Genomic DNA, 25,073 nt, shown 5'->3' with positions numbered 1-25,073 from the left:
CGAAGGTGAGGCTAACCTAACCGCGGCGCGACCCGCCACTCCTGCGGTGTGGGGTTTGATTGTTCTCATGAACCTGCTGACCCCCGAGGGCCTGGCGTCGGTCACCAACGTGCTCGACCTCGCCGGCGTGTTCGCCTCGGCCCTGCTCGGCGGTTCGCTCGCGCGCACGATGGACTTCGACCTGTTCGGCTTCCTCGTCGTCGGGTTCGTCTCGGGGCTCGGTGGCGGCATCCTCCGCGACACCCTGCTGCAGAACGGCCCGCCCGTCGCGCTCGTCGACCCGCTCTACCTGCCCGTCGCGATCGCCGGCTCGCTCATCGCGTTCCTCGTGTCGTTCTCCGAGCTCACCTGGGACCGGTTGTTCACCGTGCTCGACGCCGCCGTGATCGGGTTCTGGTCCGTGGTCGGCGTGCAGCGGACCTTCGACGCCGGACTCGGGTGGCCGGCCGCGATCATCATGGGCACGGTGACGGCGGTCGGCGGAGGGGCGATGCGCGACCTGCTGCTCCGTCGCGTGCCGGCGGTGTTCGGCGGCAACGCGCTCTACGCGACCGTCGCGGTCGCGGCCTCGGCGGTCATGGTCGTCGCCTCGCACCTCGGCTCGCCCACGATCGGCATCATCGCCGCCATCGTGCTGTCGCTCGGGCTCCGGTACGGCGCCGTCAAGCGCGGCTGGGGACTGCCGAACGGGCGCGACTGGCAGCCGCAGTCGACGCTCGGTGCGCTGTTGCAACGCGGACGCCGCCTGCGGCCGGACGCGATCCGACTGCTCCGCCGGCCCGGTCGACGCACCGGCCGCGGCAGTGTCCGGAGCAACCGGGACACGCCCGACGACGTTTGACGCCGCCGTGCGGATCCCGCGCCCTGCGGCTGGTGGGGTGGTCTCGACCTGTGCCCGGAGCAGGTCGCGCGGTACGATCGCTACCGCCGGGTATCGACCCGGCGACCACGTCAGCCGATGCACCGACACGACCCGAACGTGCCGGTCCACAGACCGACGTGGCGGGGGCTTCGCTGGTGCCGTGCGCGGTCACAGCGCGCGGCACGGCAGGTCCCCGACGGTCGCACCACGGGTGTGACGGTCGCAGCGCTCGCGGCGTGGTCGGACCAGCCGCCCGGTGACGCACCGTCCGCGGTGTGACGGAACCCGCACGCCACCGACGAGCGGGGATCGACAGTACGGCGAACCACCGCACGACCGCGACGACCAGGGATCAGGACCACATGAGCGACGACGCCTCCGCCCCCACCCCCAGGACACCACGAGCCGAGGTGCGTGAACGGTTGCTCGTCGCGGGCGCCGACGTCTTCGCCGAGTCCGGCGTGCACGGCGCACGGCTCGACGACGTCGCCGCTCGGGCGGGCTTCAGCAAGGGTGCCGTCTACTCGAACTTCTCGTCCAAGCAGGACCTCGTCGCCCAGGTCATGCAGCGCTCGACGAACATGGTGCTCGCCTCGCTGCAGGAGGTCGTGCGCGCCGACGTCGACGCCGACCGCATCGCCGACGTCGTGCGCGCCGCGTTCGGCGGGCACGACCAGGGCCGCCAGTTCGCCCTGGTCTCCGAGTTCCGCGGGTACGCGATGCGGCACCCGGAGTTCATGCCCGAGTTCGTGCGGCAGCGGCGGGAGCTGCACGACGGCGTGCTCGACCTGGTCCGGCTGTGGTTCGGAGCGCACCCGGAGGTCGAGCCCGGCATGGCGCTGGAGGACTTCGCGGCGGTGCTGGTCGGGGCGAACGTGGGCATCGTGTTCGACGCCCCGGCCCTGCCCGGGGTGGACCCGGGCGCCGTGATCGCCGGCGTCGTCGAGGCGGTGGTGCGGCCGCGTCGCTGACGTGCCACGCCGTCCGCCGGTGTCTTCACACCGCGCGGCCACGAGTGGTGCGGGCAGCCCCGCGCGCTACTCCGTGCGGCGGCGCCTGCCCTCGTGGGACGACTCGCACGGGCAGCCCCGCGCGCTACGCCGTGCGGCGGCGCCTGCCCTCGTGGGACCACGCGGACGACGGCAGCAGGCTCGGCGGGAACAGGCGCGACCGCAGCACGCGTACACGGGGGACGGAAGCGTCGAGGGCGATCCGTGCCTCTCGGACGGCGCGGTCCAGCGCGGCCGTGTCCACCCGCGCCGCCCCGTCCGCCGCGAAGCGCTCCACGTCGACCGCGTCGACCACCGCCCTCAGGTGCGGGAGCACCGTCGAGGGCACGGTCCCGGCCAGCCGACCGAGCACCGCACGGGCCGTGCGCGCCGCTGCCGCTGGGTCGCCCGGCGGCGCGAGCCCCGGGGCGTAGCCGTGGTCGGCCACGTCGTCGAGCACCTCACGCCAGGCGTGCACGGCGGGCGACCGGCCGGCCCGCACCGCGGCGAGGCGCTGCCTGCGGCGCAGGGCACGCACCGCCCCGGGGGCGACGAGCACCGCCAGCAGGAGCACCAGGCCCACCACGAGCCCGAGGGGCCCGGTGCCGGAGCCGTTCGTCGGCGCGGACGCTCCCGGCTCCGCCGACGCCGACGGGGTCGGGGTCGGCGACGCCTGGTCGGTCGCGGTCTCGCCGGGAGCGGGCAACGGCGTCTCCGTCGGCGCCGGCGCCGGGGTCGCCGTCGACTGGTCCGCCGCCTGGGCCGCCGCGTCCGAGCTGGGGGTGGGCTCGAACGACACCCAGCCCGCGCCGCGGATGTACAGCTCCGGCCACGAGTGCAGCTGCCGGTTCGAGACGGTGTACTCGCCGTCCTCGGTCTGCTCGCTGCTGGCCCGGTAGCCGACCGCGATGCGCGAGGGGATACCGAGCGTGCGGGCCATCACGGCCATCGACGACGCGAAGTGCACGCAGTACCCCTGCCGGACGCGCAGGAACGTGTCGACGACGTCCATGCTGTCGCCGTCGTAGCCCTGCTCGACGGGAGCCGTCTCCGAGTAGGTGAACAGGTCGCTGCGGAACCACTGCTCGAGCGCCCTGGCCTCCTCGTAGTCGGTCGACCCGCTGCCGGCGACCCGTCGGGCGGCCGCGGCGATGTCCTCCGGCAGGTCGTCGGGGAGCGACAGGTCGGTGCGGAGCTGGGCGGCGCTCGGCTGCTGGAACCCGCGACCGCCGCCGCGGCCGAGGAGCCCGCTCGCGGCGATGGCGTCGAGGTACTCCCCCGAGGACGTCGAGGCGCCGAACGCCTCGTACGTCGATCCGCGCTGCGTGGTCGGTCCGGTCGACCGGACGGTGCTCGAGTTCCCCATCCACCGCCACTGTGCGAGGTCGAGGTTCGTGGACTGCGACTCGAGCGACGCCGCCCCGGCCGGCACCGGCAGGTAGTTGCTCGACAACCCGGTGATCCGCACGGTCAGGTCGCCGCGGCTCGCGAGTCGGGGGTTCACGCCGACGGCCCACTGCGGGCGGTCGGCCGTGTCGGAGGTGCTCGCGTCGGTGACGGTCGGCACCCAGTCGCCGCTACCGAACTCGTCCAGGTCGGCGAGCTTGAGGTACTCGGGTTGCCCGTCGGCGGTGCGGTACCGCAGCACCTCGAGCTCGTTCGGCTGCCGCAGGTCACGGCCGAGCTCGAGCAGCGTGCCCGGACGCCCCGGCTGGACCGGGGACTGCAGCGCACCGGTCACCCCCGACAGCCAACTCGCGTTGAGCGGTACGAGCGCGGGCAGCCCCACGGCGACGACGAGTCCGATGGCCCCGACGACGGCTGCCGGGAAGGCTCGTTGCACGGGACGCACCGAGAGCCACAGGAGCCCGAGGAAGGCCGCGCCGACCAGGACGACGAGCACCGGCGACGCGGGTTCGCCGGTGACGACGCCCGGCACGATGAGCACGACGAGCGCCGGGACGGCCGCGAGCGCCACCGTCGGGGCGATCGCGGCCAGGAAGAGCGACACGCCCGCGACCCAGCCGATGGCGATGGTCACGACGAGCCGGACCGCATCGGTCTGCGGCAGTGGCGCCGGGTTGAGACGGATCGCCGCGAGGGCCTCGCCCAGCGCGCCCTCGCGGTCGAGCCAGCCGAGCGGGTGCACGTCGTTCGCGACCGCGGCGACGCAGGACCCGATCACGAGCGTGGTCACGAGGGCGATGAACCGCACGCCGGGTGCACGACGCCGGACGGCGAGCACGACGCAGACGAGCACAGCCGCGAACACCACCCCGGAGACCCACCACGCGATCCCCTGCACGAGTGGTCGCATCGCGAGCGCGCCGATCAGCACGGGCAACGGCGCGAGTGCCACGACCCAGGCGCTCGGGGTGTCCGGGCGCTCGGCGGGGCGGTCAGCGCCGGGCAGCTGCTGCCACGTGCCGGGGCGGTCGGTGGTCGTCGTCCCGGTCACCGGGTGCTCCCCTGGTGCTGCGCGCCGGGCACCGGCACGACGAGGGTCCGCCAACCGGCGCGGTCGAGGATCCCGCGGACGACCGGGTCGGGCGGCACGATGGTGGCCAGGATCCCGCGGCTCGACCCGCTCGTCGCGGCGACGAGTCCGGCGGCCTGCTCCGCGGTGCACCGACCAGTGACGACCGCGGTCATCCCGTGCACGTCGCGGCCGCGGACGTCGGGCAGCACCTCGGTCACCGGGCGGGCGTCGGAACGCACCCGGACGTCCGCCAGCCCGACGAGCACGTCGGTCAGGCTGCCCGCGTCGCCGGCGTGCCGGGGACCGTCGAGCCGGTCGTCGCTGACGAGCACGACGCGCGAGGTCCGCGCGCTCAGGGCGCGGGCGACGCTCGCGGCCACCACGACGGCGTGCTCGAACGCCGCGTCGCCGCCCAGGTCGGACAGCTCGGCCAGGTCGTCGCGCCCGAGCGCCTGGTACGACTCGCGCCGGACGTCGATCGCGATGACGGCCTCCGGCGGCTGCGCCTGGGTGGTCTGCCGGACGTGGAGTTCCCCGCGGCGGGCGCTCTGGCCCCAGTGCACGCGGCGGATCGGGTCGCCCTGACGGTAGGGACGGAGTTCGCTGTCGTCCGCGGAGCCGCCCTGACCGACCCGCCCCTCGTCGGCGGACACCGCGCCGGCCAGTGCCCCGGTGTCGATCGCGCCGAGGGTGGTCGACGTCGGGACGACCACGACCTCCTCCGCGGGGACGACCGGGCGGTCGATGCGCAGCAGGCCGAAGGGGTCCTCGACGCGGATCGTCACCGGGCCGACGAGGGTCCGTCCACGGTGCATCGCCAGGGCCTCGACGTCGAGCACCGCCGGCGGCTCGTGGGGTCCGACGAGCGCGTACGTCTCGGCGTCCGTCACGCTGGCGAAGGCGTCCTCGAGCTGTTCGCGCACGAGCAGCGTGGTCCGCGGCCCGATCGGGAGCGAGGTGCCGCGCAGCGTGATCCGCTCGCGGTAGACCTCACCGACCTGCACGACCGCACGCGCGCTGGCCCGGGTGGCGCGGAGCGGCGCTGCGACCACGAACGCCATCACGACGCCGAGCACGAGCAGGACGAGCAGCAGCAGCCCCGCGGAGACGGCGATGCTCGTCGTGGCGACGAGTCCACCGCCCACCAGCGCGACCCCGGACCCGAGGACCGTCCAGCCGCGGGCCGTCGGCCGTGGGAAGGGGGTCCGACGCAGGAGCGCCGCGCCCCGTCGTCCGTACCGGGTCGCCCAGGACCGCACCGCGCCGGCGCGCAGCGCGAGTGTCGAGGGGCCCGGATCGTCGGCCATCAGGACCGGACGGCGGCCGCGGTGAAGGGCACGGCGGTGTCGGAGACGATCCGGACCACGACGTCGCGTGCGGTGTCCTCGGCCCCACCGCCGAGCCCGCGGGCCACCGGCACCAGGCGGTGGGCGAGGATCACCGGGGCGAGCTGGGCGACGTCGTCCGGGGTGACGAACGGTCGGCCGAGCAGCGCGGCGTGCGCCCGGGCGGCCTGCGCCAGGTGCAGCGTCGCACGCGGGCTCGCGCCGAGCACGAGGTCGGGGTGCGAGCGTGTGGCGCGGACGATCGCGACGATGTAGGCCTCGACGTCCGGCGCGACGTGCACCGCGCGCACGGTCTGCACGACGGCTCGCAGGGTCTGCACGTCGACGATCGGGCGCAGCGCCGACAGGGGGTCGCGGACACCGCGGTCGGCGAGCATCTGCCGCTCCGCGTCGGCGCTCGGGTACCCCATGGTGATGCGAGCCATGAAGCGGTCACGCTGGGCCTCGGGCAGCGGGTAGGTGCCCTCCATGTCGATGGGGTTCTGGGTCGCGACGATCATGAACGGCGACTCGAGCGGCCGGGTGACCCCGTCGACGGTCACCTGCGACTCGGCCATCGCCTCGAGCAGGGCGGACTGGGTCTTCGGGCTGGTGCGGTTGATCTCGTCGCCGATGACGACGTTCGCGAAGACGGGCCCGGGTGAGAACCGGAACGTGCCGGACGACTGGTCGTAGATGTTCACACCGGTCACGTCGGACGGCAGCATGTCCGAGGTGAACTGGATGCGGTTCACCGATCCACCGACCGACGCGCCGAGGGCCTTGGCCAGGACGGTCTTGCCGACGCCCGGCACGTCCTCGACGAGCAGGTGCCCCTCGGCGAGCATCACCGTGAAGGCGGTGCGGATCACGTCGACCTTGCCGTCGACGACGGTGGAGACGGCCGCCACGACGTCGTCGCCGACCGCTCGCACGTGGTCGATCGGGAAGCCTTGGTCGGTCGGGTCCTGCACGCAGGCCTCCTCGTCTCGGGACAGGTGTCGTGCATGCTACAACGGCGCGGTGACAGGCACCGGAGGATGTGTCACCGGTCATCCGGGAGGCACGGGTGCCCACGTGACCACCGGCCGGACGGGAGGCGCGGTGCGGGCCCGCACCGTGCCTCCCGTCCGGTCTCGGTCACCTCAGGACGCGGGTCGCTCCGTGCCACCCGGCGCGTCACCCGCGACGCGCGCCGCCTCGGCGGCGAGGAGGACCTCCGCAGCGACCGCGACCCCCTCCTCGCGCCCCAGCTCGGTGTCCTCGTGCTCGATGTTGACGAGCATGTCGGGGTCCACCTCGTGGAGCGCCCGCAGGAACGCCGTCCAGTACTCCGTCGGGTGCCCCTTGCCGAGGGCGACGAAGTCCCACGACGAGGGCGACGGCCATGCGTTCGCCCACTCGTCGCCGCCGAGGTTCGTCCGCGGCTCCTCGGGGGACAGCCGTCGGAAGGAGTTGTCGAGCACGCCGTTCAGCGCGACCGCGGGGTTCACCCGGACGTCCTTCGCCGCTGCGTGGAGGACCAGCGGACCGAGCTCCCGGACCACGGCGACCGGGTCCATCTGCTGCCAGAACAGGTGCGATGCGTCGAGCTCCACGCCGACGTTCGTCAGTCCACCGCGCTCGACGAGCTCGCGGATCGTGGCGACGTTGAACACGAGGTTCTGCGGGTGCAGCTCGAGCGCGACGTGCACGCCGTGCTCCCGCGCCAGGGCGTCGACCTCCTGCCAGAACGGCACGGCCACGCTCCACTGGTGCTCGAGCACGTCGAGCGCCGCCGAGTTCCACGCGTTGACGATCCAGTTCGGCCGCGTGCCGCCGGGCTCCCCCGCGGGCAGGCCGGACATCGTGACCACGCGCGTCTGTCCCAGACGGGCCGCGAGTCGGATGCTGCGCCGGACGTCCTCGGCGTGCGCGGGACCGATGGCGGGGTCGGGGTGGAGCGGGTTGCCGTTGCAGTTGAGCCCGGCGATCGCCACCCCCGTGCCGTCGAACTGCGCGAGGAAGGCGTCGCGGGCGTCGTCGTCCTCGAGGATCGCGTCGATGTCGGGCACGTGCACCGGGGGCAGGAACCCGCCGGTGTTCAACTCGATGCCGGTCAGGCCGTTCGCGGCGATCGCGGAGAGCGCGTCGGCGAGGGGCCGGTCGTGGAAGACCGCGTTGTAGAGACCGAGCTTCATGCGTGCTGCTCCTGGGTGTCGGGGGTGGTCGTGGCAGGAGTTGCCGGGGTGTTCGGCGTGCCGCCGGTCGTGGGGCGGCTCTTCGCGCCGCTCGCGGCGGGGACGGTGGCGGTCGCGCCGCTCGCGGCGGGGACGGTGACGGTCGCCCCGCCGGCCGCGGCGGACCGCGCCACGGCGTCGAGGACCTCCATGTTGTGCACGCCGTCGTCGAACGTGGCGTTGCGCGGCAGCGGGTCGGCGACGCCCGCGACCTCGTCGAGGAAGGCGCGCGCCTGGTACTCGAACATCTGGTTCTGGCCCCACCCGACGCCCGGGGCGTCCATCGCCATGCCGCCGGCGACGTACGGGTGGTCCGGCCCGAGCACGACCTGCCGGTACCCGCCGGTGCGCGGCCCGTCGGACTGCAGCGCGAGGCCGATCTCGGACGGCCGCTCCTGGTCCCAGCGCGCGGCACCGTGCTCGCAGAAGACCTCGACGACGAGACCGTTCGGGTGGCCGGCGGCGACGCGGGACACCTCGAGCGACCCGACCACGGAGCCGTCGCCGAACCGCGCCGAGAACGTGGCGTAGTCGTCGTTGCCGACCGCCGCACGCTCGCCGGTCAGCGGGACGTCCTGGCCGCGGAGCGCGAAGCCCGCGGCGACGGGACGCTCGGTGATCGCCGTCGTGAAGGTCCCGCCGCTGACGCTCCGGACCGGACCGGCGAGGAACTCCGCGACGTACGTCAGGTGCGAGCCGACGTCGGCGAGCGCACCGGTGCCCGGAGCACCCGTGAAGCGCCACGAGGTCGGGACGTCGGGCGAGGCGCCGTAGTCCGTCCAGTACCGACCCGAGACGTGCAGGACGCGGCCGAGGGTGCCGTCGCCGACGAGCTGCTCGATCGCCGCGAGTCCGGGGGCCCGACGGTAGGTGAACCCTACGCGGGCGACGAGCCCACGGGCAGCCGCTCGACCGGCCGCGTCGGCCATCGCCCGGGCGTCGTCGAGGGTGTCGGACAGGGGCTTCTCGCAGAGCACGTGCTTGCCCGCGTCGAGCAGTCCCGCGACCACCTCGCGGTGCAGGTGGTTCGCGACGACGACGCTCACGACGTCGACGTCGTCCGCTGCGGCGACGGCCCGCCAGTCGGTGTCGTGCAGCTCGTAGCCGAAGCGTCGCGCGGACTCCTCGGCGACGGGCTCGTACGCGTCGCACACCGAGACGAGCCGCACGGGCGGCAGTGTCGGGGCGAAGAGGGACGGAGCGTTGCGCCACGCTGCTGCGTGCGCCTTCCCGGCCATGCCGGCGCCGATGACGGCGACACCGATGCTGTCGACCATGCGTGCTCTCCTTCGAGACGTGGTGTTGGTGTTTGCTCTGGAACGTTCCAGAGCGCACTAGACTGTAGCCGCAGGCGACCATGTCCTGTCAAGCCCTGCCGTACGATCGGAGCCTCCGTGCCGCACCGTCCGCCGACGATCATCGACGTCGCCGCCCGGGCCGGGGTGTCGAAGTCGCTCGTCTCGATGGTGATGCGCGACGACCCGGGCGTCTCGGCCGCGCGCCGTGCCGCCGTGCTCGCTGCCGCCGAGGAACTCGGCTACCGGCCGAACCGCGCCGCCGCGATCCTCGCCGGCACCCGGACCCGCACGGTCGGCATCGTCGTCGACGACTTCCGCAACCCGTGGTTCGTGCCGATGCTCGACGGCGTCCGGGCGGCGCTGGCACCGCACGGGCTGCGGCTCACCCTGGCGGACACGCAGGCGAACGCACACCTCGGTACCTCTCCGCTCGACGACCTGCTCGCCCTGCGCGTCGACGGCGTCCTCCTCGCCGCCGAGGGCGTCGCCGACTCCGTGGTCCCGCCGGACACCCCCGTGGTCGTCGCCGGTGAGCGGGTCACCGTGCCCGCGGGCCTCGACGTCGTCGCCTCCGACGAGGCCGCAGGCGGCCGCCTGGCGACCGACCACCTCCTCGCGCTGGGTCACCGGCACATCGTCCACGTCACCGGCTCGGGAGGCCCGGCTGCCGCCCGGCGCGCAGCCGCCGTCGAGCGGATGGTCGCGTCGGGATCCGCGCCGCTCGTCTACGGCGGCGGTCCGACCGCCGAGTCGACCGGGTACGAGGGCACCCGCCGCGCACTGGCCGAGCACCCCGAGACGACGGCGGTGTTCGCCGCGAACGACGTCATGGCGATGGGTGCGATCGCCGCGGTGCGCGACGCCGGTCTCCGCGTGCCCGAGGACGTGTCCGTGGTCGGGAACGACGAGACACCGCTCGCGTCCTCGCCACTGCTCCGCCTGACGACGGTGGACCCGCACAACGACGAGGTCGGGCGGCTCGCGGCCGAGCGGCTCGTCGCGTTGCTCGGCGTTCCGGCCAGCGGGACCTCCCCGATGCGGACCCTCGTGGCCCCGTCCCTCGTCGTGCGGTCGACGACGGCGCCGCCGCGCGGCTGACACGGCGCGCCGGACCCGGGCAGCCAGGCCGGGCCCGGCCCGCGCGTGGCCCGCGTGCAGGTCGACGCGGCCTCGACCCTGTGCGTCGGCGCGGAGTCCGGCCTGCTCGACGGCGCGAACTCGGGCCTGCGCATCGGCGCGAGCCCGGGTCTGGTCTGGGCGTCGGCGCGGCTGGGCGGTCTCGTCAGGCGGGCAGGGCCTGCGTGCCGAGGGACCAGTAGGCGACGCCGTGGAGCCCGAGCGTGCGCGCCAGCGCCACCCGCGCGCGGTAGGACCGGGCGTCCGACCAGTGCAGCTGGCGACCGTCGTCGAGGACCGCGGACCACTCCCCCGAGTGGTCGGACCAGCGCGCGGCGGCGCCGGCGAGGTCGCGAGCACGGGCGGGTGACACCTGACCCACGTCGGCGGAACGCTCGTCACCGCCCCACACGTACCCGTAGCCCGCGATGCCGAGGTCGATCCGGTCGGCCGACACCCCCTCGTGCTCCGCGGCCTCGACGACACGCTGCGCCCACGGCAGGGCGCCGATCGTGCCCGGCTCGCTCCACGGGCCGTGCTCGTCGTAGGTCATGAGCACGAAGCGGTCGACGTGCTCGCCGAGAGCACGCAGGTCGTAACCGGTGTCCCGGAAGCCCGAGGCCGACGTGGACGCCATCACCGCCATGGACACGGGTGCGTCGTCCCCGAGCTCGTCGTGCACGGCCGTCTCGAGGGCGGCGGCGAAGGCGACGAGTCCGGCACGGTCCCGTCCGCGCAGGGACTCGAGGTCGATCTGCACGCCGTCCAGGTGGTGCGCCGCGGCGAGGGCGGCGAGCTCGTGGGCGATCTCCGTGCGGGTGGCTGCGTCGCCGAGCAGCGCCGTGCCGATCGCGGGCGAGAAGTCACCGAGCGACTCGGAGTAGTTGCTGACGAGCAGCTCCGGTACCGCTCCGCCGCGGGTCGCCGTCCGGACGAGGGAGTCGATCCCGTCGGGCAGGGCGTCCAGCCCGGTGCCGTCCTCGGTCAGGGTGACCCCGTCGATGCCGATCGTCGCGGCGTGCTCGGTCGCGGCGCGGACCCGGGTGGCAGCGTCGTCGCCGGTCTCGGTGTACGCCTCGACCACCGGGCGGTCGTCGGTCGTCGCAGCACAGCCCGCGAGCACCGTGCCGGCCAGGACGAGGGCGGTGACGAGGACAGACCGACGCAGCACGCGCCAACGGTAGTCGACCGCCGGAGGCTCCGACGACGAGACCCCCGCACTCGGCGGGGGTCTCGGTCAGTGCGGGTAGTTAATGAGTGCCTTCGATCGCTGTGTCTGCGGGACTTTCCCGCTCTGCTTGGAAGTCCCTGGCACAGCCTTGCTTGCCCTTCTGGCACAGCGTGGCCATCCGAACCGACGAGCAGCCAACAGCCAGGCATCGTCGAATGGCCGGGCGTCCTGCAGAATCGGGGGGTGACCGACGGCAGGAAAGAGCAGCTCCCGGTGGCGAGCTTCGGGGGCCGCGCGAAGCGGGTCGAGCAGGATGAGCTGAGGGCGTACCTGGTCAGGCTCGATGCGATGTGGGCCTCCGCCGATGACCGCGTGGATCAGGCCGACGCATTCCGGAACCGACTCGGCAGCAGGTACGCGGACGGATTCCGATTCTTGGAGCGGATGCTCGACGAGGCGATGGATGCCGCTGATTGGGCGTCTTCGGCGATGGACGGCCTGCATGCAGACGCTGGTGACGGTCAACAAGAGCAGTACTACGCAGTGATCAAAGGATTATGCGCTCGGGCGTTGAAAACCTTCGGGGAGGTGCTGTGGCTACTCAAGGGCGGCTACCCGGATGGCGCCACGGCGCGCGTTCGGACGCTCCATGAGATCGCTGTGACCATCACCGTGATCGCCGTGTACGGCGGCCCCGGTCGCAAGCACCCGGAGCTTGTCGATCGCTTCGTAACCCACCGCGAGGCGATGGTGCCAAGATTCGCGCGCTCGCTCGTTGCGTCGGGGATGCGCGAAGCTACCGACATTCTTGATGAGGAAATGCTGGTGGGCTTGGACGCGCGTCGGCATGAGCTGGCGGAGCAGTACGGGAAGGATTTCGTACAGCCGAACGGTTGGGCTGCACCGCTCTTCAAGCCGAAGACGCGCATCACGATAAGCGCGCTGATGAAGCTCGTGTCTCCACGCTTCGAGTTCTACTACTCAATGGCGAGCCATCCAGTACATGCGGATTCGGACGGATGGCACAGCGCGATTGTGCGTGATGGCGAGGAAGTCGTCTTCTCGGCGGGCATGACAAATCTTGGGCTTGGTCTACCCGCGGAGGTTGCATCCCTCCTGCTGCTGCACGTCCTCGACGCGACTGTGCCCTCGCGCGTCGTGACCGGGCAGCGTGTTGACGTGTCCGGGGCCTTCCTACTCGCAGGCGTCGAGCACTTCCGTGACATAGGCATGCAAGCAATTAAGACGGCGGAGGAGGCAATTCTCGCTGCGGAAGCAGCGCTCGGCCAAAGGTCGGCGGGGCCAGACGGCACAGAGTCTGCTTCGCGATAGTCTGCAGCCGAGACCGACCAGGCGCGGCGCGGCGGCGAGTCCCGCCCGAACACTGAAGGCTATTGAGGCATACGCGATGACGCAGTGGATACCGCGCGGCGAGGATCCCGCCACGCGCGAGGTTCTCGTGGACGGTGTTCCGTCCTACATGAAACCCGCTCTCCTGGAGTTCCTGAAGCCGCACTTCGCGAGGGCATCGAGCGTCACAGACACTTGGTACTTTCGGCGCGAATCGCTGATGATGTTCGACCTCGTTGCGCGCCTTCGGCCGTCGTACGTCGATCGTCTCGACGGCACATCCTGGCCAGGCTTCTTCAACCGGCTGCCGGAGGAAGAGCTTCTCGACGTCGCCGACTGGGTCGTGCATCAAAACAACCGCGCGGTCGCCCAGAGTCTCGACCGCATTCTTGAAGCGGCTGGATCGGCGTGGACGATCGGCAAGCGAAACCGTAGCGATGGACTCGTTCGACGCATGCCGGAGAGCGTGCAGGTGGCCGTCGACGCGGCTATCTCGCGCAGCTCATCGGGGAGGCTGCTCGGCGAGGCGTGGGCGGCTGCGTACGGCCGGGTGCCCGATCCCGAGGAAGCGTACGAGAAGGCCGTCAAGGCGGTTGAAGAAGCGGCCGCGCCCGTGGTGAGTCCGAAGAACTCGTTGACGACGCTCGGCACCATCATCCGAGACATGAAGGCTCAGCAAGATTGGTCGATCGACCTTCCGGGTCGTGCGACAGACGTCGCGATCCCCTTGGCTGAAGCGCTTTGGAGTGGGCAGGAGTCCCGCCATGGTGGGAACGGATACCGCAGGCCATCGCAGGGCGAGGCGGAGACGGCCGTGATCCTCTCGGTGACGCTCGTCCAGCTCTTCTCGAGCGGATCGCTGAACCGTCGCGGGTGAGGTGGTGGTCACCTCTTCAATCAGACGCGCCTGAAGCGGCAAGATGGAACCTGTGAGTGGGAAGTCGGCCAAGGCCAAGCGAAAGTCCGTGGTGGAGACAGCTGAGCAGCGGCGTGAGTTGGACGCGGTGATGCTCCGCGACGATGTGTCCTGGTGGACCTCGTTGGTGACATCGGCGGTCGGCACGGACTGGGAACCGACGGTCGGGTTGTCAATCCTCCCGCAGGTGGCACGCGTTCTCCATGAAGGACTGGACCAGCTGAAGCGCGTTGACCCTGGAGCCATCGACCGCGTCACCGCAGGTTGGGACGTGGACATCGCCACAGCTCGACACACGGTGAAGCTCCTCGATGACGACAAGAAATCTGTGGACTCCGTGCTCGACCAGTTCGCATCGATTGCCGCCGAGCACACGGCGGCGTTCTCGTCACTGAACGACTTCGCGTTGCTGGAAAGCGACGGGCGTGCGCTTGCCTCCACCCGATTAGCGTCCTATCAGGCGGCCGCTAACCTCAACGACCGGTGGGCCACTGACGAGGACTCACGGTCGTTCAACCTGGGGCAGACGATGGGGCAGCGCACGGTTGAGCTTCAACGCGCCTTCGGCATGGGCGATCCCGTCATTCGTCAGGTCACGTTGCCAACGGTTGCTGAGCCTCGCCTCGTCGACACGACAGCCGTCCTGTTCGACGCGACCTCCTATCGCGACTTCGGATCCACGTCCGTGAAGGACCTCCTACTGATGGTGGAGTGCTCGGTGAACGCCGCACTGTGGGTGTTCGCCCCCACGGCCACCACGCACCGGTCAAGCCTTTTCCGCGTCCGCTTCGTCGTGGCCACGCACGCACTGAGTGCGCTCACCCAAATCTTCGAACGCTTTGGCGCCGACGCCGGCTCAACTGCCCAGCAGCAAGTGAGAGCAGTCCTGCAATCAGAGCAGGCCACCCGAGTCCTCAACATGCGCTCCCTGCGCAACCGCTCCATGCATTACGGTGTTCCGAAGTCCATGACTGGACTCGCTGCAAGCAAACCTGCGTACGGCCTTGTGGAAGCGACGACCTCGGGTGCATCAAGGTACACAGAGGTCGAAGCAGACGTCGTGCACCTCCTGACGAAGCTCTCCGACGCGCTTCGAGCGTGGCGGCGCTATTGAGTCGGATGGCGTGCAGTCGCTGTTCCATCCCTGGGCACTTCGACGCTGAGGAGCGAGCGAGCGCTGAGTTATGACCACTCTTCCCGATCCGGGGCAGAACCCCCTGGAGGGGCATGACCAGGAAAGTGAGATTGTTCGGGGTCTCCTCTTTGCGCAGGTCCCCGCGGGCTCCACTCGCGCGGAGCAATCGGTGATGCACTAATGGTCGAGTGAGGCGAAAGAACAACCACGCGAGCGGTACGGGCATGGCGGAGTGGCGGGTGGCGTAGAACGTATAACGGAAAAGCGACCGAACGCTACTTCAGCCAGCTAGGGTCGCGACTTCGGCTTCCTGCTATTCAGGGCGGCGCGCAAGCCCTTATAGCGATCCTCGAGTTCCTCCATAGCGGCCTCAATAACATCAAACTTCTTCTGAGGCCAGGCTTGGTATTGCTTAAACAGCTCATTCATACGAGGAATCAGGCGGAACGCCAACTCTGTTGTCGCTAAAATCATCTTGTCTCGAAGGTCGAGCACTGCGCCAAAGTGGAGACCACTGTCATAAATCGAGAATCCACCATCGAGCCAGAGCTTCAGTGAATAAGTCCTCTGCTCTGAGCCGTAGGTGTGTACAAACGACAGTTCGATAGGTCCCAGCGTGTCCGATTCGGCGACCGCCGTCAAGAAATTTGGGCGGGTGAAATCGACCCCTGACCGCAGATCGGCAACCCGGTCAAAGGAATCCGTGCCACTGATACCAAGCACCGAATCCAACCTCAGTTCGGGAGCAATTTGCGCATTATCACGAACTCGGACGGCCAGCCAGAGAAAAACATCAGCACTAGACAGCTCGAATGCGGACGAACGCCAATCGACTTTCACTGCTGAGTCCTTGGTCTGAAAGATTTTCTGCAGCGATACCACTGCGCCATCTTTCCGGTGCGTCAATACCGCGCTCCGAGACGTGACAAGTATGCTTACATGATCGGCGTCCGGCTTGTGAAGGATCACATCAATGGCATCGAGACGCCGGACGAGATGCTGGCTAAGATTTGACTGCTGCTGTTGCAGTCCGGCCGGTGCTGGTTTCCAATAATAGAAACGCGCGCGAAGAGTTTCGGGCACAACGCCGTTCGACTGCACAATCTCGGGATCCGACACCGGCGGGGCTACGTTAGGTAGACCAATATTCGACTGCGCGTCGTCGTTGCTTGCCCATCCCCCAGCGTGTGCGCTCAAGTCCGGGCGGCGGACCATCATCTCTTGACGAATCTCAGACAGACTCATCTTTGATGAACTCATGACGGGCTGCACCTTAACCGACGATGCACTAATGGTCGGCATACCTATTTCCTAATGACGCGTAAAAGGCGGACGTTGGACGATTTGATAACAAACATCATCAGCAGCCGTCGTACTCGGGACTCATGATGCAGGCTTAGATATATGTTGAACGGCACGTCATCCGGTATTGCGTCTGCTTCCCAGCGAACGCGCGCCCAATGCCACTCGCCGGCGCGCCTCGGGACGGAGCCGAGGTCAACATCGAATCCGTGAGTTCCATCATTGGGGACCACAGTGTCAGCCTCATTTTGCTCAGAGCTACCGTCGACAAACGGACGCAATGACGACTCGTTCAGCTCAACACGCAAAACAGATTCCCCACCGACGAGCAGGCGGAGCAGAAAGTGCCCCAACCATCCATCGCTGGAGGCAGTGACATTCAGACGCATCACCCCGGTAACCTTCTTACGCAAGGTCATCCGAGCGATCAGTTCACGCCTGGGAACTACGGGCTCACCTTGTTCAACCCACCTTATTGTGAGTTTCGGCCAGCCGAAAACTAATTGGAGCACGACCTCCAACACGAAGGCACTTACAAGCGCGCTAAGCAGATATCGAAATCCCAGCCCGAGCTTCGGTAGAACCTGCTCTACAAACGGGTCCAGAAAAGAAACAACCCAAACTAAGACCGCGACTTTCGCTGATTCAGAAGCGATGACCCCCCATCTGGTTTTCACCTCAGACTTCGCTCTTTCCACGCCGAAGTAAGCAAGCTCTCCGCTTCTTCGACGATTGATGTGTCGACAAAACCGCGTCGACGAACCGTTATGCGCATGCCAGAACGCTTGGAAATCAGGGCCACGCCGACGACGTAAAAACCGTCGAACTCATCTTCCATGGCACTACGTAATTCGCGTGCTCCATAGGTGTTGAGCAGCTGGATCATGCGCTCCGAGATAAACCGCTCTTCCTCGCTATCGAGCGGAGAAAGGTACGGGTCCGCGACGAAGAACTGCGACACTTGGAAGCCGTTTTCCTGAGCGAATCCAGCGAGGCGGATCAGGTCCTGGGACCCAAGGTGAAAGCTCTCCGCGCTCCCCGGGTGCTCTCCCGTGCCCCTCGGCAGGCGAACAGCAGCGGTGTCCCCCTCGCGCTGAAGCACTGCCTGACTGACCACGAACATATACTGCATCGAACCCCTGTCATCTCCTAGTGTCCCGGGGAAAACCCTGATCGCGCCGCGCGTGTCAAGTTCACCTCACGTCCGTTACCCGACGGCCGGTACACCGGCGGTGGAGTGGCCCGTACTGGTCCAGAGTCCCCCTCGAATCTTTGGGCGGTACAAGAAAAATTGCCTGGTCTATGTTTCTTCGATGATTCTCAGACGTAGGTGAACGACATATCAATCGACCGCAGGCCGTTGTGGCCGCCGGCCGGCACAGTCGCCTGCAGCACCGGCAGCGCTGTGACCGCCTGCTGGGTGAGAACCCTCCATCTGGGAAAATCTGCAGGCGCTTACCCGCCTCTTCGTGTAGCAATCAAGCGGGCACGCTAATCCGACGAGCGGGATGTGGCCTCCTTCGCGCGTCTGCGATGCCGCCCACGCGCGCATTGCGCTGAATAATGGGATGTTCCGTATGAGCGCTGCTGCACACGCCGCAGCGCCCACCACAATCCTTGACGAGTACCCACGGCAGTTTGATCCCCCCTACGAGCGACAGAACGCAGTCCTCGAAGTGCTGACGATGTCAGAGTTTCGCGGCGGTGATGGCGCTGAAGAGAGTCGTGGCGTGCGGAAGGTAGTCCGTGGATAGCGAGGCGCCACCGAGGAGTGTTGCGGCCGTCAGAACCTTCTTCGCCGGGTCACCACCTCCGTAGATCCACGCCACCGCTCGAGCACGTTGCAGCATTCCTTCCAGCCGCTGCGGGTCCGGGTTCGCCGTCCAACTCATGACAAGGACCACAGCGATGTGGACGATGGGTGAGGTGTTTCCTCCGATGGTGACGGTCGCGAGTCCTTCGCTGGCGCACAACTCCCACCGCGCGAGAGCTTCGGGTTCCTGGTGAGCAGCTGCGCCGGTGAGAGCGTGTTGAAGCCACTGGAATGGTCTCTTGGTGGCGAGCCACCATGCTGGGCGAGACATCTGTGGTGCCGCAGTCGTACCGGACCAGGCTTCGGCCTCGCCAAGCTCGTTGAACTCCTCCCGGCTGAGGGCGATGCCGGTGGCGCCGAGGCTGATCAGAGAGAGGCGGTTGTCGCGGTCCAGTTTGTAGTGATCGGTCGTGGTTGGGTGGGGTTGTGCTTCGGCTGCGGCTTCGAGAACGGCGTCAGTACCGAATGCGGCGATGCCGAGTTGGCGCGCTATGGCCCGTTGACCGGCGTCATCAGACCACAGCGGCGCATCGCGCTGAGCAGCGAGCAGCAGCGCATCCGACCAGGGGGCAGGGTCGTCGGTGGGGAGCTTGAGGGTGGCGGTGAGTTCTCGAGAGTCGATGTCGAGCGCGTTCACGATTCCGGCGTAGAGACTCGCATCAGAACGGCACTTGACCCGCTGCGCCTCCGTATTGTCGATCCAGATCATTCCGCCGATTCGGTGGTCGTACGCAAGGACACCATCATTATGAGCGTCGAGCCGGCGGTTGTTGGCGGAAGCGAACAGATCGTGGACTACGGACGGGGTTACGAGCGCCGACGAGAACAAGCTGCGCAGTTCTGCCCACCGCTCAAGTCGGTGGCCGATGATCAGCGCTGAGGCGTCGACGACGACGGCTTCGTCGAGCGCATCGCGTGCAACGGTGACTTCGGTTTGGTGGGTGTCGTCGTCGCCGGCACCGACCGGGTACCCCGGTAGTGATGTTCGGTCGTAGTAGGCGCTGTAGGGCTCGCGTTCGGCGTCCGCGACGAACCCGATGGGGGCTCCGCGTCGGAGCGTCCGTTGCACGCGGCGCCGACGTTCCTGATCTTGCTGCGCTTGATCCGTGGCCGCAGCAAGTTCTTCCGACAGGTTCGGGACCGGGCGAAGCGGTGCTCCTTCCGTTGACGTTGCATGCTGCGTGACCAGCGCTACGAAACGGTCTCGCCACGAGGAAGCTGCGCCAGGTTCGACTTCGTCCCAACCTGCGTCGCTGAGGTCGACTCGAGTGACCACATTAGACGTGAGCGTCGCCGCGATCTGCTGGTCGGAATGCGCTTCGGCGGCACGGATTGCGGTGCGCGCGTCCGCGAGTTGCCACTCGGATGCCATACGTGCGGACAGCCAGAGTTCAGCCTGGTAGTCCGTGGCGGGCTCAAGGCGTTCTTCATCGATGAGTTCGGCTGCTCGGTCGTATCGGTAAAGGCGCAGCCGGACGAGGACGAGATTCCAAGCGTCCTCGACCGCGAGGACCGGCTGTTCAGCTCGCGAATCGAGATAGTGAGCTTCGGCGGCGCCCCACTGTCCCTTGGCGGCAGCGCGTTGGGCGAGCGCGCGGTGCAACGTCGGACGTACCTCGGGAACGACCCGTCCGGTCTGCAACGCGCCCGAAGCCACGGTCGCGGCGTCATCGATACGGCCGAGGTGGAGAAGCGCTTTCACTTCGAGGTCGACCAGCTCGACTGTGTCGAACCGCACCGCCGCGGCTCGTGCCACCGAACACAGCTCAGCCAGCTTGCCTTCGCGCTGGTGGAGGATCACGAGGTTGGAGGCTGCTTCCAGTCGCTCACGGGCGAGTCTTCGGAGGTGCGCTCGACCGCCGGGCTTCCCTGCTACCGCGTCGGCGTCAGCGCCCACAATCTCGACGAGGGTGGCCTCTATCTGGCCCGCGTCGACGAATGGTTGCAACGCGAGGGTGTGATTTTGTCCGGCCCAGGCCAGCTCTTGAACAATGTCGAACGCCTGAGCGATTTCACCGCCGCGGACAGCAGCGTCGAGCTGTTCCACCCAGTACGCCACGTACTGATCGCTTCCGTGTGGGGCAGGCTCGAACGTGAGTTCGATACGTCGAGCGGCGTCACGATCGCCGACTGCGCCGATGATCGCTGGCCGAAGATCACACCGGCCCAGGTTGGTCGCCGCCGCCATGGCCATCTGCGCGACCTCTGGCCGGATTGCTTCTTCAGGGTGCGCTTGTCCGACCGGGGGAAGGCAGCACAGACGGAGGACCGCGTCGTTGCGTCCGTTCAGCCCGTACAGGCGCGCGAGGAGGTCGAGGTAGCCGGCGGTGCTGCCATGCCAGGACCGCCGTTGATCGACCGCTGCCTGCAACGCGTCGATTGCCTGCGCTACGTCGGTGCGTTCGGCGTGCACTGTTCGGGACCGGGCAAGGAGAAATTGTGCCAGCATCCGCATCGTGGGGCTGCTGAACGGTGCTCGGCGGAGCGCGTCGTTCGCGTATCGCACTGCGTCGTTGACATTGCCGGCGCGGTAGGCGAATTCTGCGCGCATCGCGAGGATATGAATGTTCTCCAGCGCCTCGGGAGTGGTGAGATCAACGGCGTCGAAGGCTCGCTCCCCGTGTTCAGGTTCCTCAGCCCAGAGGCGGAGAATCCGAGCCCACACCCCATCGGCGGCGGCGGCGCTGAGACGGTCGAGGATGCGGACTACTTGCTTTGGACTGTTGTCCATCTCGAGGGTTGCTAGCCGGATATTGGCGCGGTCCGCGGCGTCGCGATCGCTGCCCGTCCCGATCCGTTCGAGCGTGCGACGAGCGTCATCCCACAGGCCGTGCTCTTCTGCGTAGCCGGCGATCGCTGCCCACAGTGGGGCGGCGTGAGCGGTGAGCCAATGTGGCGGCTGATCGGCGAGGGACCGGCAGATTGCTGCCGGGTTGTCGGCTGTGGACAGCAGCCTGGTGAGTCGTTCTGCACTGCGCCGATCGTATTGCTCCGCGTCGCGGAGACGGTGAGCGGCAACCGGCGGAAGCTTCGTGAGGTCGTCAGTGAAGGTTCTGTACTCGGCGCTCCAGCGCGCGAGTTCCTCGAGACGATTCCAGGTTGACTCGTGTCGGACGGAGTGTGTCTCGGGGACGTCGATCGCGACGCCCTTCCCGGTGCCGCGCAACGCGGCGGGAGTGACTTCTTGCCAGAATGCTTCATCCCGATCGAGGTCAACGAGCACCAGGATCACCGGCAGGGTTCCCTGCGTCCAATAGGTGGCGTGACGTTGTGAGGGCCGATACCGCCATCCACTAGCGGTTGGTTCACTGAAGTAGGACGGTCCCGTCTTCACTTGCACGGCGATGAGCTGCCCTTCGCCGATGCCGTCGGTGCCGATCTCGATCTGCCCGTCGATGCCCTGGTCGATTGCGCTTGTCTCTCGGAAGATCCATCCGCGCTTCATGACCGCTTGCGCAAGCAGATTGACGCCGCGCTGCGCGAGAAGATCTGTTGCCTGCGTCATCGTTGCCCTCCAGCCGGGAAGGTGCAGAGCACCTGATCGGATGTGGGCAGCCTAACGTCGACCGCGGACGCACCCGGTCGCACATCGTCGCCTGTGACGGACCAGCCGGGTCGCGACTCGCGCGCGGTCGTGAGGCGCATAAGGAGCAGTTACTCGTGGCGCTGCCATCGGGCAGCTTGCGCCGCGAGCATGGAGCGGGCTGCTCGGCTGGTTGGCGCTTTGTCGATGTTGATGGGGGATCCCTCTTATGGATGAGCACAGTTTTGACGTCCGTGAGCCGTGCTGTTGCGTCCGGTGGGTAGGGCCACACGGACAGGGTCAGGTGCTCGTGCATCCAGGCGGTGAGTTTCGCGTCATCGTGCGGGTCCAGCGCCTAGTGCGCAAATTGACTGGGCCGCTGCGTGTTCCTCGGGACGCCGCGCAGATCGAGTGTTGCAGCCAACAGTGCGGCGAACGATCGTCGGACGGTGGAGGAGCCCGTCTTTGAGGCCGTGCCGCTGCCTGCATCGAAGTGAATGTTAATCTCTCGTCCGCGGAGAGTGCGTTTGGCTTTGCCAATGTAGAGCGGTGTAGAGTCGTGAAAGGTGAGGCTCAGCTGGCGCCACGCTGGCTCGTCGCCCCAATTGGCGTACACCCTTAATTTACGGGGACAGTTTCTGCCGCTGTGATGGCGAAGGATTGCCGCGTCGAGTGCGTGTGCGCGGCCTAGGCACGCGTGGCGAGTTCGTGGCTGGACGGTAGCGGCCGGGGAGCTGAGGAGCCGGCTGGGCGCACCGAAAGCAGCTGGTGTTGATGGGCTCACCTAGCGATGCGCGGGGCGGACCCTTAGTGTCCAAGCATGATGCTCACTGGCTTCGTTGCTGCCTCTCAGGTGCCCTTCCCTGTCGATGTCGCAGCCCACGATGATCTCGTGGTCAGCGGAGTGGAGGTGGTTTCTGGGTTGAAGCCGGGCGGCGGTGCGTTCCGTGTCGTGCTCGATGCGCTTCCGGCTGCGGTCGCGGAACGTGGGCTGAGGATCGTGGTACGAGCAGAGGTACTGGATCCTTTCTCGAACGCCACCATGTACCCGGCGGTCTACGACGAGTGGTTGCCTCCGGCTCTATCGGATGCGTCGGCGACGTTCGATCTGCCGCTTCCGATGTCGCTCCCCTACTTCCTGGCGCCGATCTCGATGACGGTCGACGCAACGGCGATGTGACGAATCATCCTGGGGCGCGGGGGCCTCCCATCGGCCGCCATCATGAGCTGTTGAGGAGATCAACGCTCTCCCGTGGGGTGCGCCGACGAGAGCATGGGCATCGCCGCCATCCGCGGAGATTTGACTAGCAGGCAATGTGCATTCGCCCGTGAGAGATGATAGCTAGCCTACGCTGTGTGCGTACTTGGGTCGCACTTGCGTATTGTATACGCGCGTTCTCCGGCGGCCTATCCGCGTACGTTACTCGCGTTCCACGAGCTCTAACGGAGCGGGCTGTCTTGCAGACCAGCGATGTGCTTTGATGGCTTTTAGGAGGAGGTGCATCATGCCGGACGGGCGATCATTCGACTCGGCGCCAATCTACCGCCCAGCGCATGCATTTGACGCGGACAGTACCGAGGAACTGATCCTGGTCGCGGGTGACTGGCATTCCGACCTCATACACATAACGAGCGTGATCCCGGCGGTACTTGACGCGCACTTCCCGCCGCATGCTGCTCGACCGACGACGATGCTCCATCTCGGTGACTTTTCCATTGGTTCCGGTTCGCGAGGCGCCAAGCGGTTTCTCCGAAAAGCCGCCGAACTCGCTGCGGTACGGGGTTTCCGCATCTTGATCACCCCGGGCAATCACGACAGTTGGGGACGCTTGGACTCCCGTTCTGACTTCGCCGCGGGCACGCCCACCCAGCTGGCTGAACAAGTGTGGGCCCTGCCGCGCGGCTTTCGGTTCCGCGTCGGAGGGCGCAGCGTGCTCTCCTTTGGCGGCGCCGGTTCGATTCGGCGACCGCCCGAGGCGGAGGGGCGCGCCTGGTGGCCCCGTGAGATGCCGACCGCCGCCGAGGTGGCGGCAAGCGTCCTCGGTGGCAGCGCCGACATTGTTCTGACCCATGAAGCACCGGTCGGGGGTACGAAACGCGTTGACGCGCTGCTTGCGCGCCGCCCACTCCGAAACGTCGAGGATGACGTGTACACGGGCCAGGGACGTCAGCGCATCACCGAGCTGTGGGAGGGTGTCCGCCCACAACTGCTATTCCACGGACACCATCACCTACAGGCCGAGGGGCACCACGGTGATGGCCGCTCGGTGTACTCGTTGAACCAGAATCAGCAGGCGGGCAATCTCATAGCGCTCAGGCTTTCGGACCTGAACGTTCGATGGCTCGCAGCGCCTGAGTCCCCAACTACCGACCTGGGCTCATCGTGACCGACTAGACCGACGGTCTCAGTCGCAGTAGCTAGTTGCCAGCAAGGCGGGCGGTTGCGTTGACCTCCCGCAGGTAGGGCAGCATCTCGCTGACACGCAAGCTTCTCACTCCCGCTGCTTGAAGGAGCGGGAGGAGCGCCACACCTCTGTCGAGATGCTCGCACAACCAGGTGTTCCGAAGTCGCCGAGGATCCAGCGGCGGCAAGGAAGTCGGGAGTCGCAGTTGCCCCCGGATTTTTGCCAGCGGATCGTCTGGGTCGTCGTTGTATCGTCCTGCGAGAGCTCCCGCCGGTCGGTCGATCCGTAGCTGAGCTACGGCTCGGTCGTAGCGGCGGAGGATCGGGACGGTCCTCCCCCGATCAGTCCCCCGTGGGCGGGCATGAACCAGCCATCCGACCTCTTCCGAAGCGCCTGGGGTGATGTCCGCAGCGGTGAGTGCCCGAATCTCGATGCTGCGGAGCCCCGCCCCGTGCGCGAAGATCAGAAGACACATCATGTATTGCCGCAGCCGTACGGTCGGTTGCAGCAATGCAGCGTCCCAGTAGTGCTCAATTTGCGCCGGGGAATATGGCGGAAGGAAGCGGTTTGGACGCAGGTAAGCGTGATCGGTCTCGGCGGGCCAGGGGGCCGTGCGGGTGGTAGCCCGCGCGACGCGACGTAACTGCGTGCGCAGCGTCGCGCGGGTGCCTGGTGCAAGGTCACGTCGGCGTCCGGTTGAGAGGTACTCGTCGACGCGGTCTGGGGTGAGGACGCGATCGGGTGCGAGGGGAAGGTCCTGCCCCAGCGCCCAGGTGGTGAAGCCGGCAAGGGCAGTGAGGAGCTTGTAGGCGGTTTTCGGGGTCTTGGGGTCGACTGCGCGGACAGCGTTGCGGACGAACTCGATGTGCTGCGCCTCCCAGAGCACAGCTTGCTGAACACGCGGGAACCCATCGATGGTTGCGAGAACGGTCGCCGAGTGCGGGCCCCGGTAGACTGGCGACGCTTCTTCCGGCTCCTCGGCGGTTGTCGGTGCCGCATTTCGCGGTGACGTGTGTTCGCTCATGCGATTGGTCCGGGCGGTGTCGAACCGAAGCGGCCGGGGTCATCGCCGAGTGCCCGCGCACTGTCCCGCGCGGCGGCGTGTGCGACGACCGTGCGGCGAGCCCACCCTGGGTCGGCTGCCTCTCGTTCGGTTGCTTCGCGGAGCGC

General features: G+C 68.0%; 20 protein-coding genes. 8 read left to right on the top strand and 12 right to left on the bottom strand.

Features of this window, described 5'->3' with window-relative positions; all coding sequences use genetic code 11:
* Positions 1-67 precede the first annotated feature (67 nt).
* Together QUG93_RS03280 and QUG93_RS03275 are read left to right on the top strand one after the other, a co-directional pair.
* Positions 68-841: a trimeric intracellular cation channel family protein gene (locus tag QUG93_RS03280; protein WP_289472209.1), complete on the top strand. Its 774-nt coding sequence runs from the start codon at positions 68-70 to the stop codon at positions 839-841.
* Positions 842-1,224: 383 nt separating this feature from the next.
* A complete protein-coding gene (locus QUG93_RS03275) occupies positions 1,225-1,833 on the top strand; it encodes a TetR/AcrR family transcriptional regulator (RefSeq protein WP_289472208.1) in 609 nt (202 codons plus the stop codon).
* Between the two features lie 124 nt (positions 1,834-1,957).
* Here the strand turns inward: QUG93_RS03275 and QUG93_RS03270 are convergent, their stop codons facing one another.
* The 5 genes from QUG93_RS03270 to QUG93_RS03250 form a co-directional block, all read right to left on the bottom strand.
* Entirely contained in the window at positions 1,958-4,309 is a 2,352-nt protein-coding gene (locus QUG93_RS03270; RefSeq protein WP_289472207.1) for a transglutaminaseTgpA domain-containing protein, read from the bottom strand.
* Positions 4,306-5,637 carry a DUF58 domain-containing protein gene (locus QUG93_RS03265; RefSeq protein ID WP_289472206.1) on the bottom strand — a complete coding sequence of 444 codons (1,332 nt, stop codon included), beginning with the start codon at positions 5,635-5,637 and terminating at the stop codon, positions 4,306-4,308. The genes QUG93_RS03270 and QUG93_RS03265 overlap by 4 nt, the downstream gene beginning before the upstream one ends.
* Positions 5,637-6,629 (bottom strand): AAA family ATPase, encoded by a 993-nt coding sequence (locus QUG93_RS03260; RefSeq protein WP_289472205.1) that lies wholly within the window; start codon positions 6,627-6,629, stop codon positions 5,637-5,639. Before QUG93_RS03260 ends, QUG93_RS03265 begins: the two co-directional genes overlap by 1 nt.
* 171 nt (positions 6,630-6,800) lie before the next feature.
* A complete protein-coding gene (locus tag QUG93_RS03255; protein WP_289472203.1) occupies positions 6,801-7,835 on the bottom strand; it encodes a sugar phosphate isomerase/epimerase family protein in 1,035 nt (344 codons plus the stop codon).
* Positions 7,832-9,151, bottom strand: coding sequence for a Gfo/Idh/MocA family protein (locus QUG93_RS03250; protein WP_289472201.1), 1,320 nt, complete (start codon positions 9,149-9,151; stop codon positions 7,832-7,834). The genes QUG93_RS03255 and QUG93_RS03250 overlap by 4 nt, the downstream gene beginning before the upstream one ends.
* Positions 9,152-9,268: 117 nt before the next feature.
* Here QUG93_RS03250 and QUG93_RS03245 point away from each other — a divergent pair, with 117 nt between their 5' ends.
* Positions 9,269-10,270, top strand: coding sequence for a LacI family DNA-binding transcriptional regulator (locus QUG93_RS03245; RefSeq protein ID WP_289472200.1), 1,002 nt, complete (start codon positions 9,269-9,271; stop codon positions 10,268-10,270).
* Between the two features lie 184 nt (positions 10,271-10,454).
* On the opposite strand, the gene QUG93_RS03240 is transcribed toward QUG93_RS03245, so the two are convergent.
* The gene (locus QUG93_RS03240; RefSeq protein ID WP_289472199.1) at positions 10,455-11,459 is read right to left on the bottom strand and encodes a glycosyl hydrolase family 18 protein; all 1,005 of its coding nucleotides are present in this window, start codon (positions 11,457-11,459) and stop codon (positions 10,455-10,457) included.
* A 243-nt stretch (positions 11,460-11,702) separates the two neighbouring features.
* Here QUG93_RS03240 and QUG93_RS03235 point away from each other — a divergent pair, with 243 nt between their 5' ends.
* From QUG93_RS03235 to QUG93_RS03225, 3 genes are all read left to right on the top strand, one after another.
* Positions 11,703-12,791: a DUF5677 domain-containing protein gene (locus QUG93_RS03235; protein WP_289472198.1), complete on the top strand. Its 1,089-nt coding sequence runs from the start codon at positions 11,703-11,705 to the stop codon at positions 12,789-12,791.
* Between the two features lie 76 nt (positions 12,792-12,867).
* Positions 12,868-13,686, top strand: a complete 819-nt coding sequence (locus QUG93_RS03230; RefSeq protein ID WP_289472197.1) for a hypothetical protein — start codon at positions 12,868-12,870, stop codon at positions 13,684-13,686.
* Between the two features lie 52 nt (positions 13,687-13,738).
* Entirely contained in the window at positions 13,739-14,839 is a 1,101-nt protein-coding gene (locus QUG93_RS03225; RefSeq protein ID WP_289472195.1) for a Rossmann-fold NAD(P)-binding domain-containing protein, read from the top strand.
* A 309-nt stretch (positions 14,840-15,148) separates the two neighbouring features.
* Here the strand turns inward: QUG93_RS03225 and QUG93_RS03220 are convergent, their stop codons facing one another.
* The 5 genes from QUG93_RS03220 to QUG93_RS16010 form a co-directional block, all read right to left on the bottom strand.
* Positions 15,149-16,162, bottom strand: coding sequence for a hypothetical protein (locus tag QUG93_RS03220; RefSeq protein ID WP_289472194.1), 1,014 nt, complete (start codon positions 16,160-16,162; stop codon positions 15,149-15,151).
* A gap of 2 nt (positions 16,163-16,164) precedes the next feature.
* Positions 16,165-16,860 (bottom strand): hypothetical protein, encoded by a 696-nt coding sequence (locus tag QUG93_RS03215; RefSeq protein ID WP_289472193.1) that lies wholly within the window; start codon positions 16,858-16,860, stop codon positions 16,165-16,167.
* Complete coding sequence (locus QUG93_RS03210; RefSeq protein WP_289472192.1) at positions 16,836-17,294, bottom strand: hypothetical protein; 459 nt, start codon at positions 17,292-17,294, stop codon at positions 16,836-16,838. The genes QUG93_RS03215 and QUG93_RS03210 overlap by 25 nt, the downstream gene beginning before the upstream one ends.
* Positions 17,295-17,850: 556 nt before the next feature.
* A complete protein-coding gene (locus tag QUG93_RS03205) occupies positions 17,851-21,480 on the bottom strand; it encodes a DUF4365 domain-containing protein (protein ID WP_289472190.1) in 3,630 nt (1,209 codons plus the stop codon).
* A 373-nt stretch (positions 21,481-21,853) separates the two neighbouring features.
* On the bottom strand, positions 21,854-22,114 hold the full coding sequence (locus tag QUG93_RS16010; protein ID WP_353067759.1) for a GIY-YIG nuclease family protein: 261 nt from the start codon (positions 22,112-22,114) through the stop codon (positions 21,854-21,856).
* 204 nt (positions 22,115-22,318) lie between these two features.
* On the opposite strand from QUG93_RS16010, the gene QUG93_RS03200 reads away from it, so the two are divergent.
* A complete protein-coding gene (locus QUG93_RS03200; RefSeq protein WP_289472189.1) occupies positions 22,319-22,678 on the top strand; it encodes a hypothetical protein in 360 nt (119 codons plus the stop codon).
* A gap of 325 nt (positions 22,679-23,003) precedes the next feature.
* Positions 23,004-23,885, top strand: a complete 882-nt coding sequence (locus tag QUG93_RS03195; RefSeq protein ID WP_289472188.1) for a metallophosphoesterase family protein — start codon at positions 23,004-23,006, stop codon at positions 23,883-23,885.
* Between the two features lie 31 nt (positions 23,886-23,916).
* Here the strand turns inward: QUG93_RS03195 and QUG93_RS03190 are convergent, their stop codons facing one another.
* On the bottom strand, positions 23,917-24,927 hold the full coding sequence (locus QUG93_RS03190) for a site-specific integrase (protein WP_289472187.1): 1,011 nt from the start codon (positions 24,925-24,927) through the stop codon (positions 23,917-23,919).
* Positions 24,928-25,073 lie beyond the last annotated feature (146 nt).

Source organism: Curtobacterium caseinilyticum (assembly GCF_030363035.1).
Classification (GTDB): domain Bacteria; phylum Actinomycetota; class Actinomycetes; order Actinomycetales; family Microbacteriaceae; genus Curtobacterium; species Curtobacterium caseinilyticum.
Note: the sequence above shows the minus strand (reverse complement) of the source record. Positions and strands in the feature narration are given on the sequence as shown.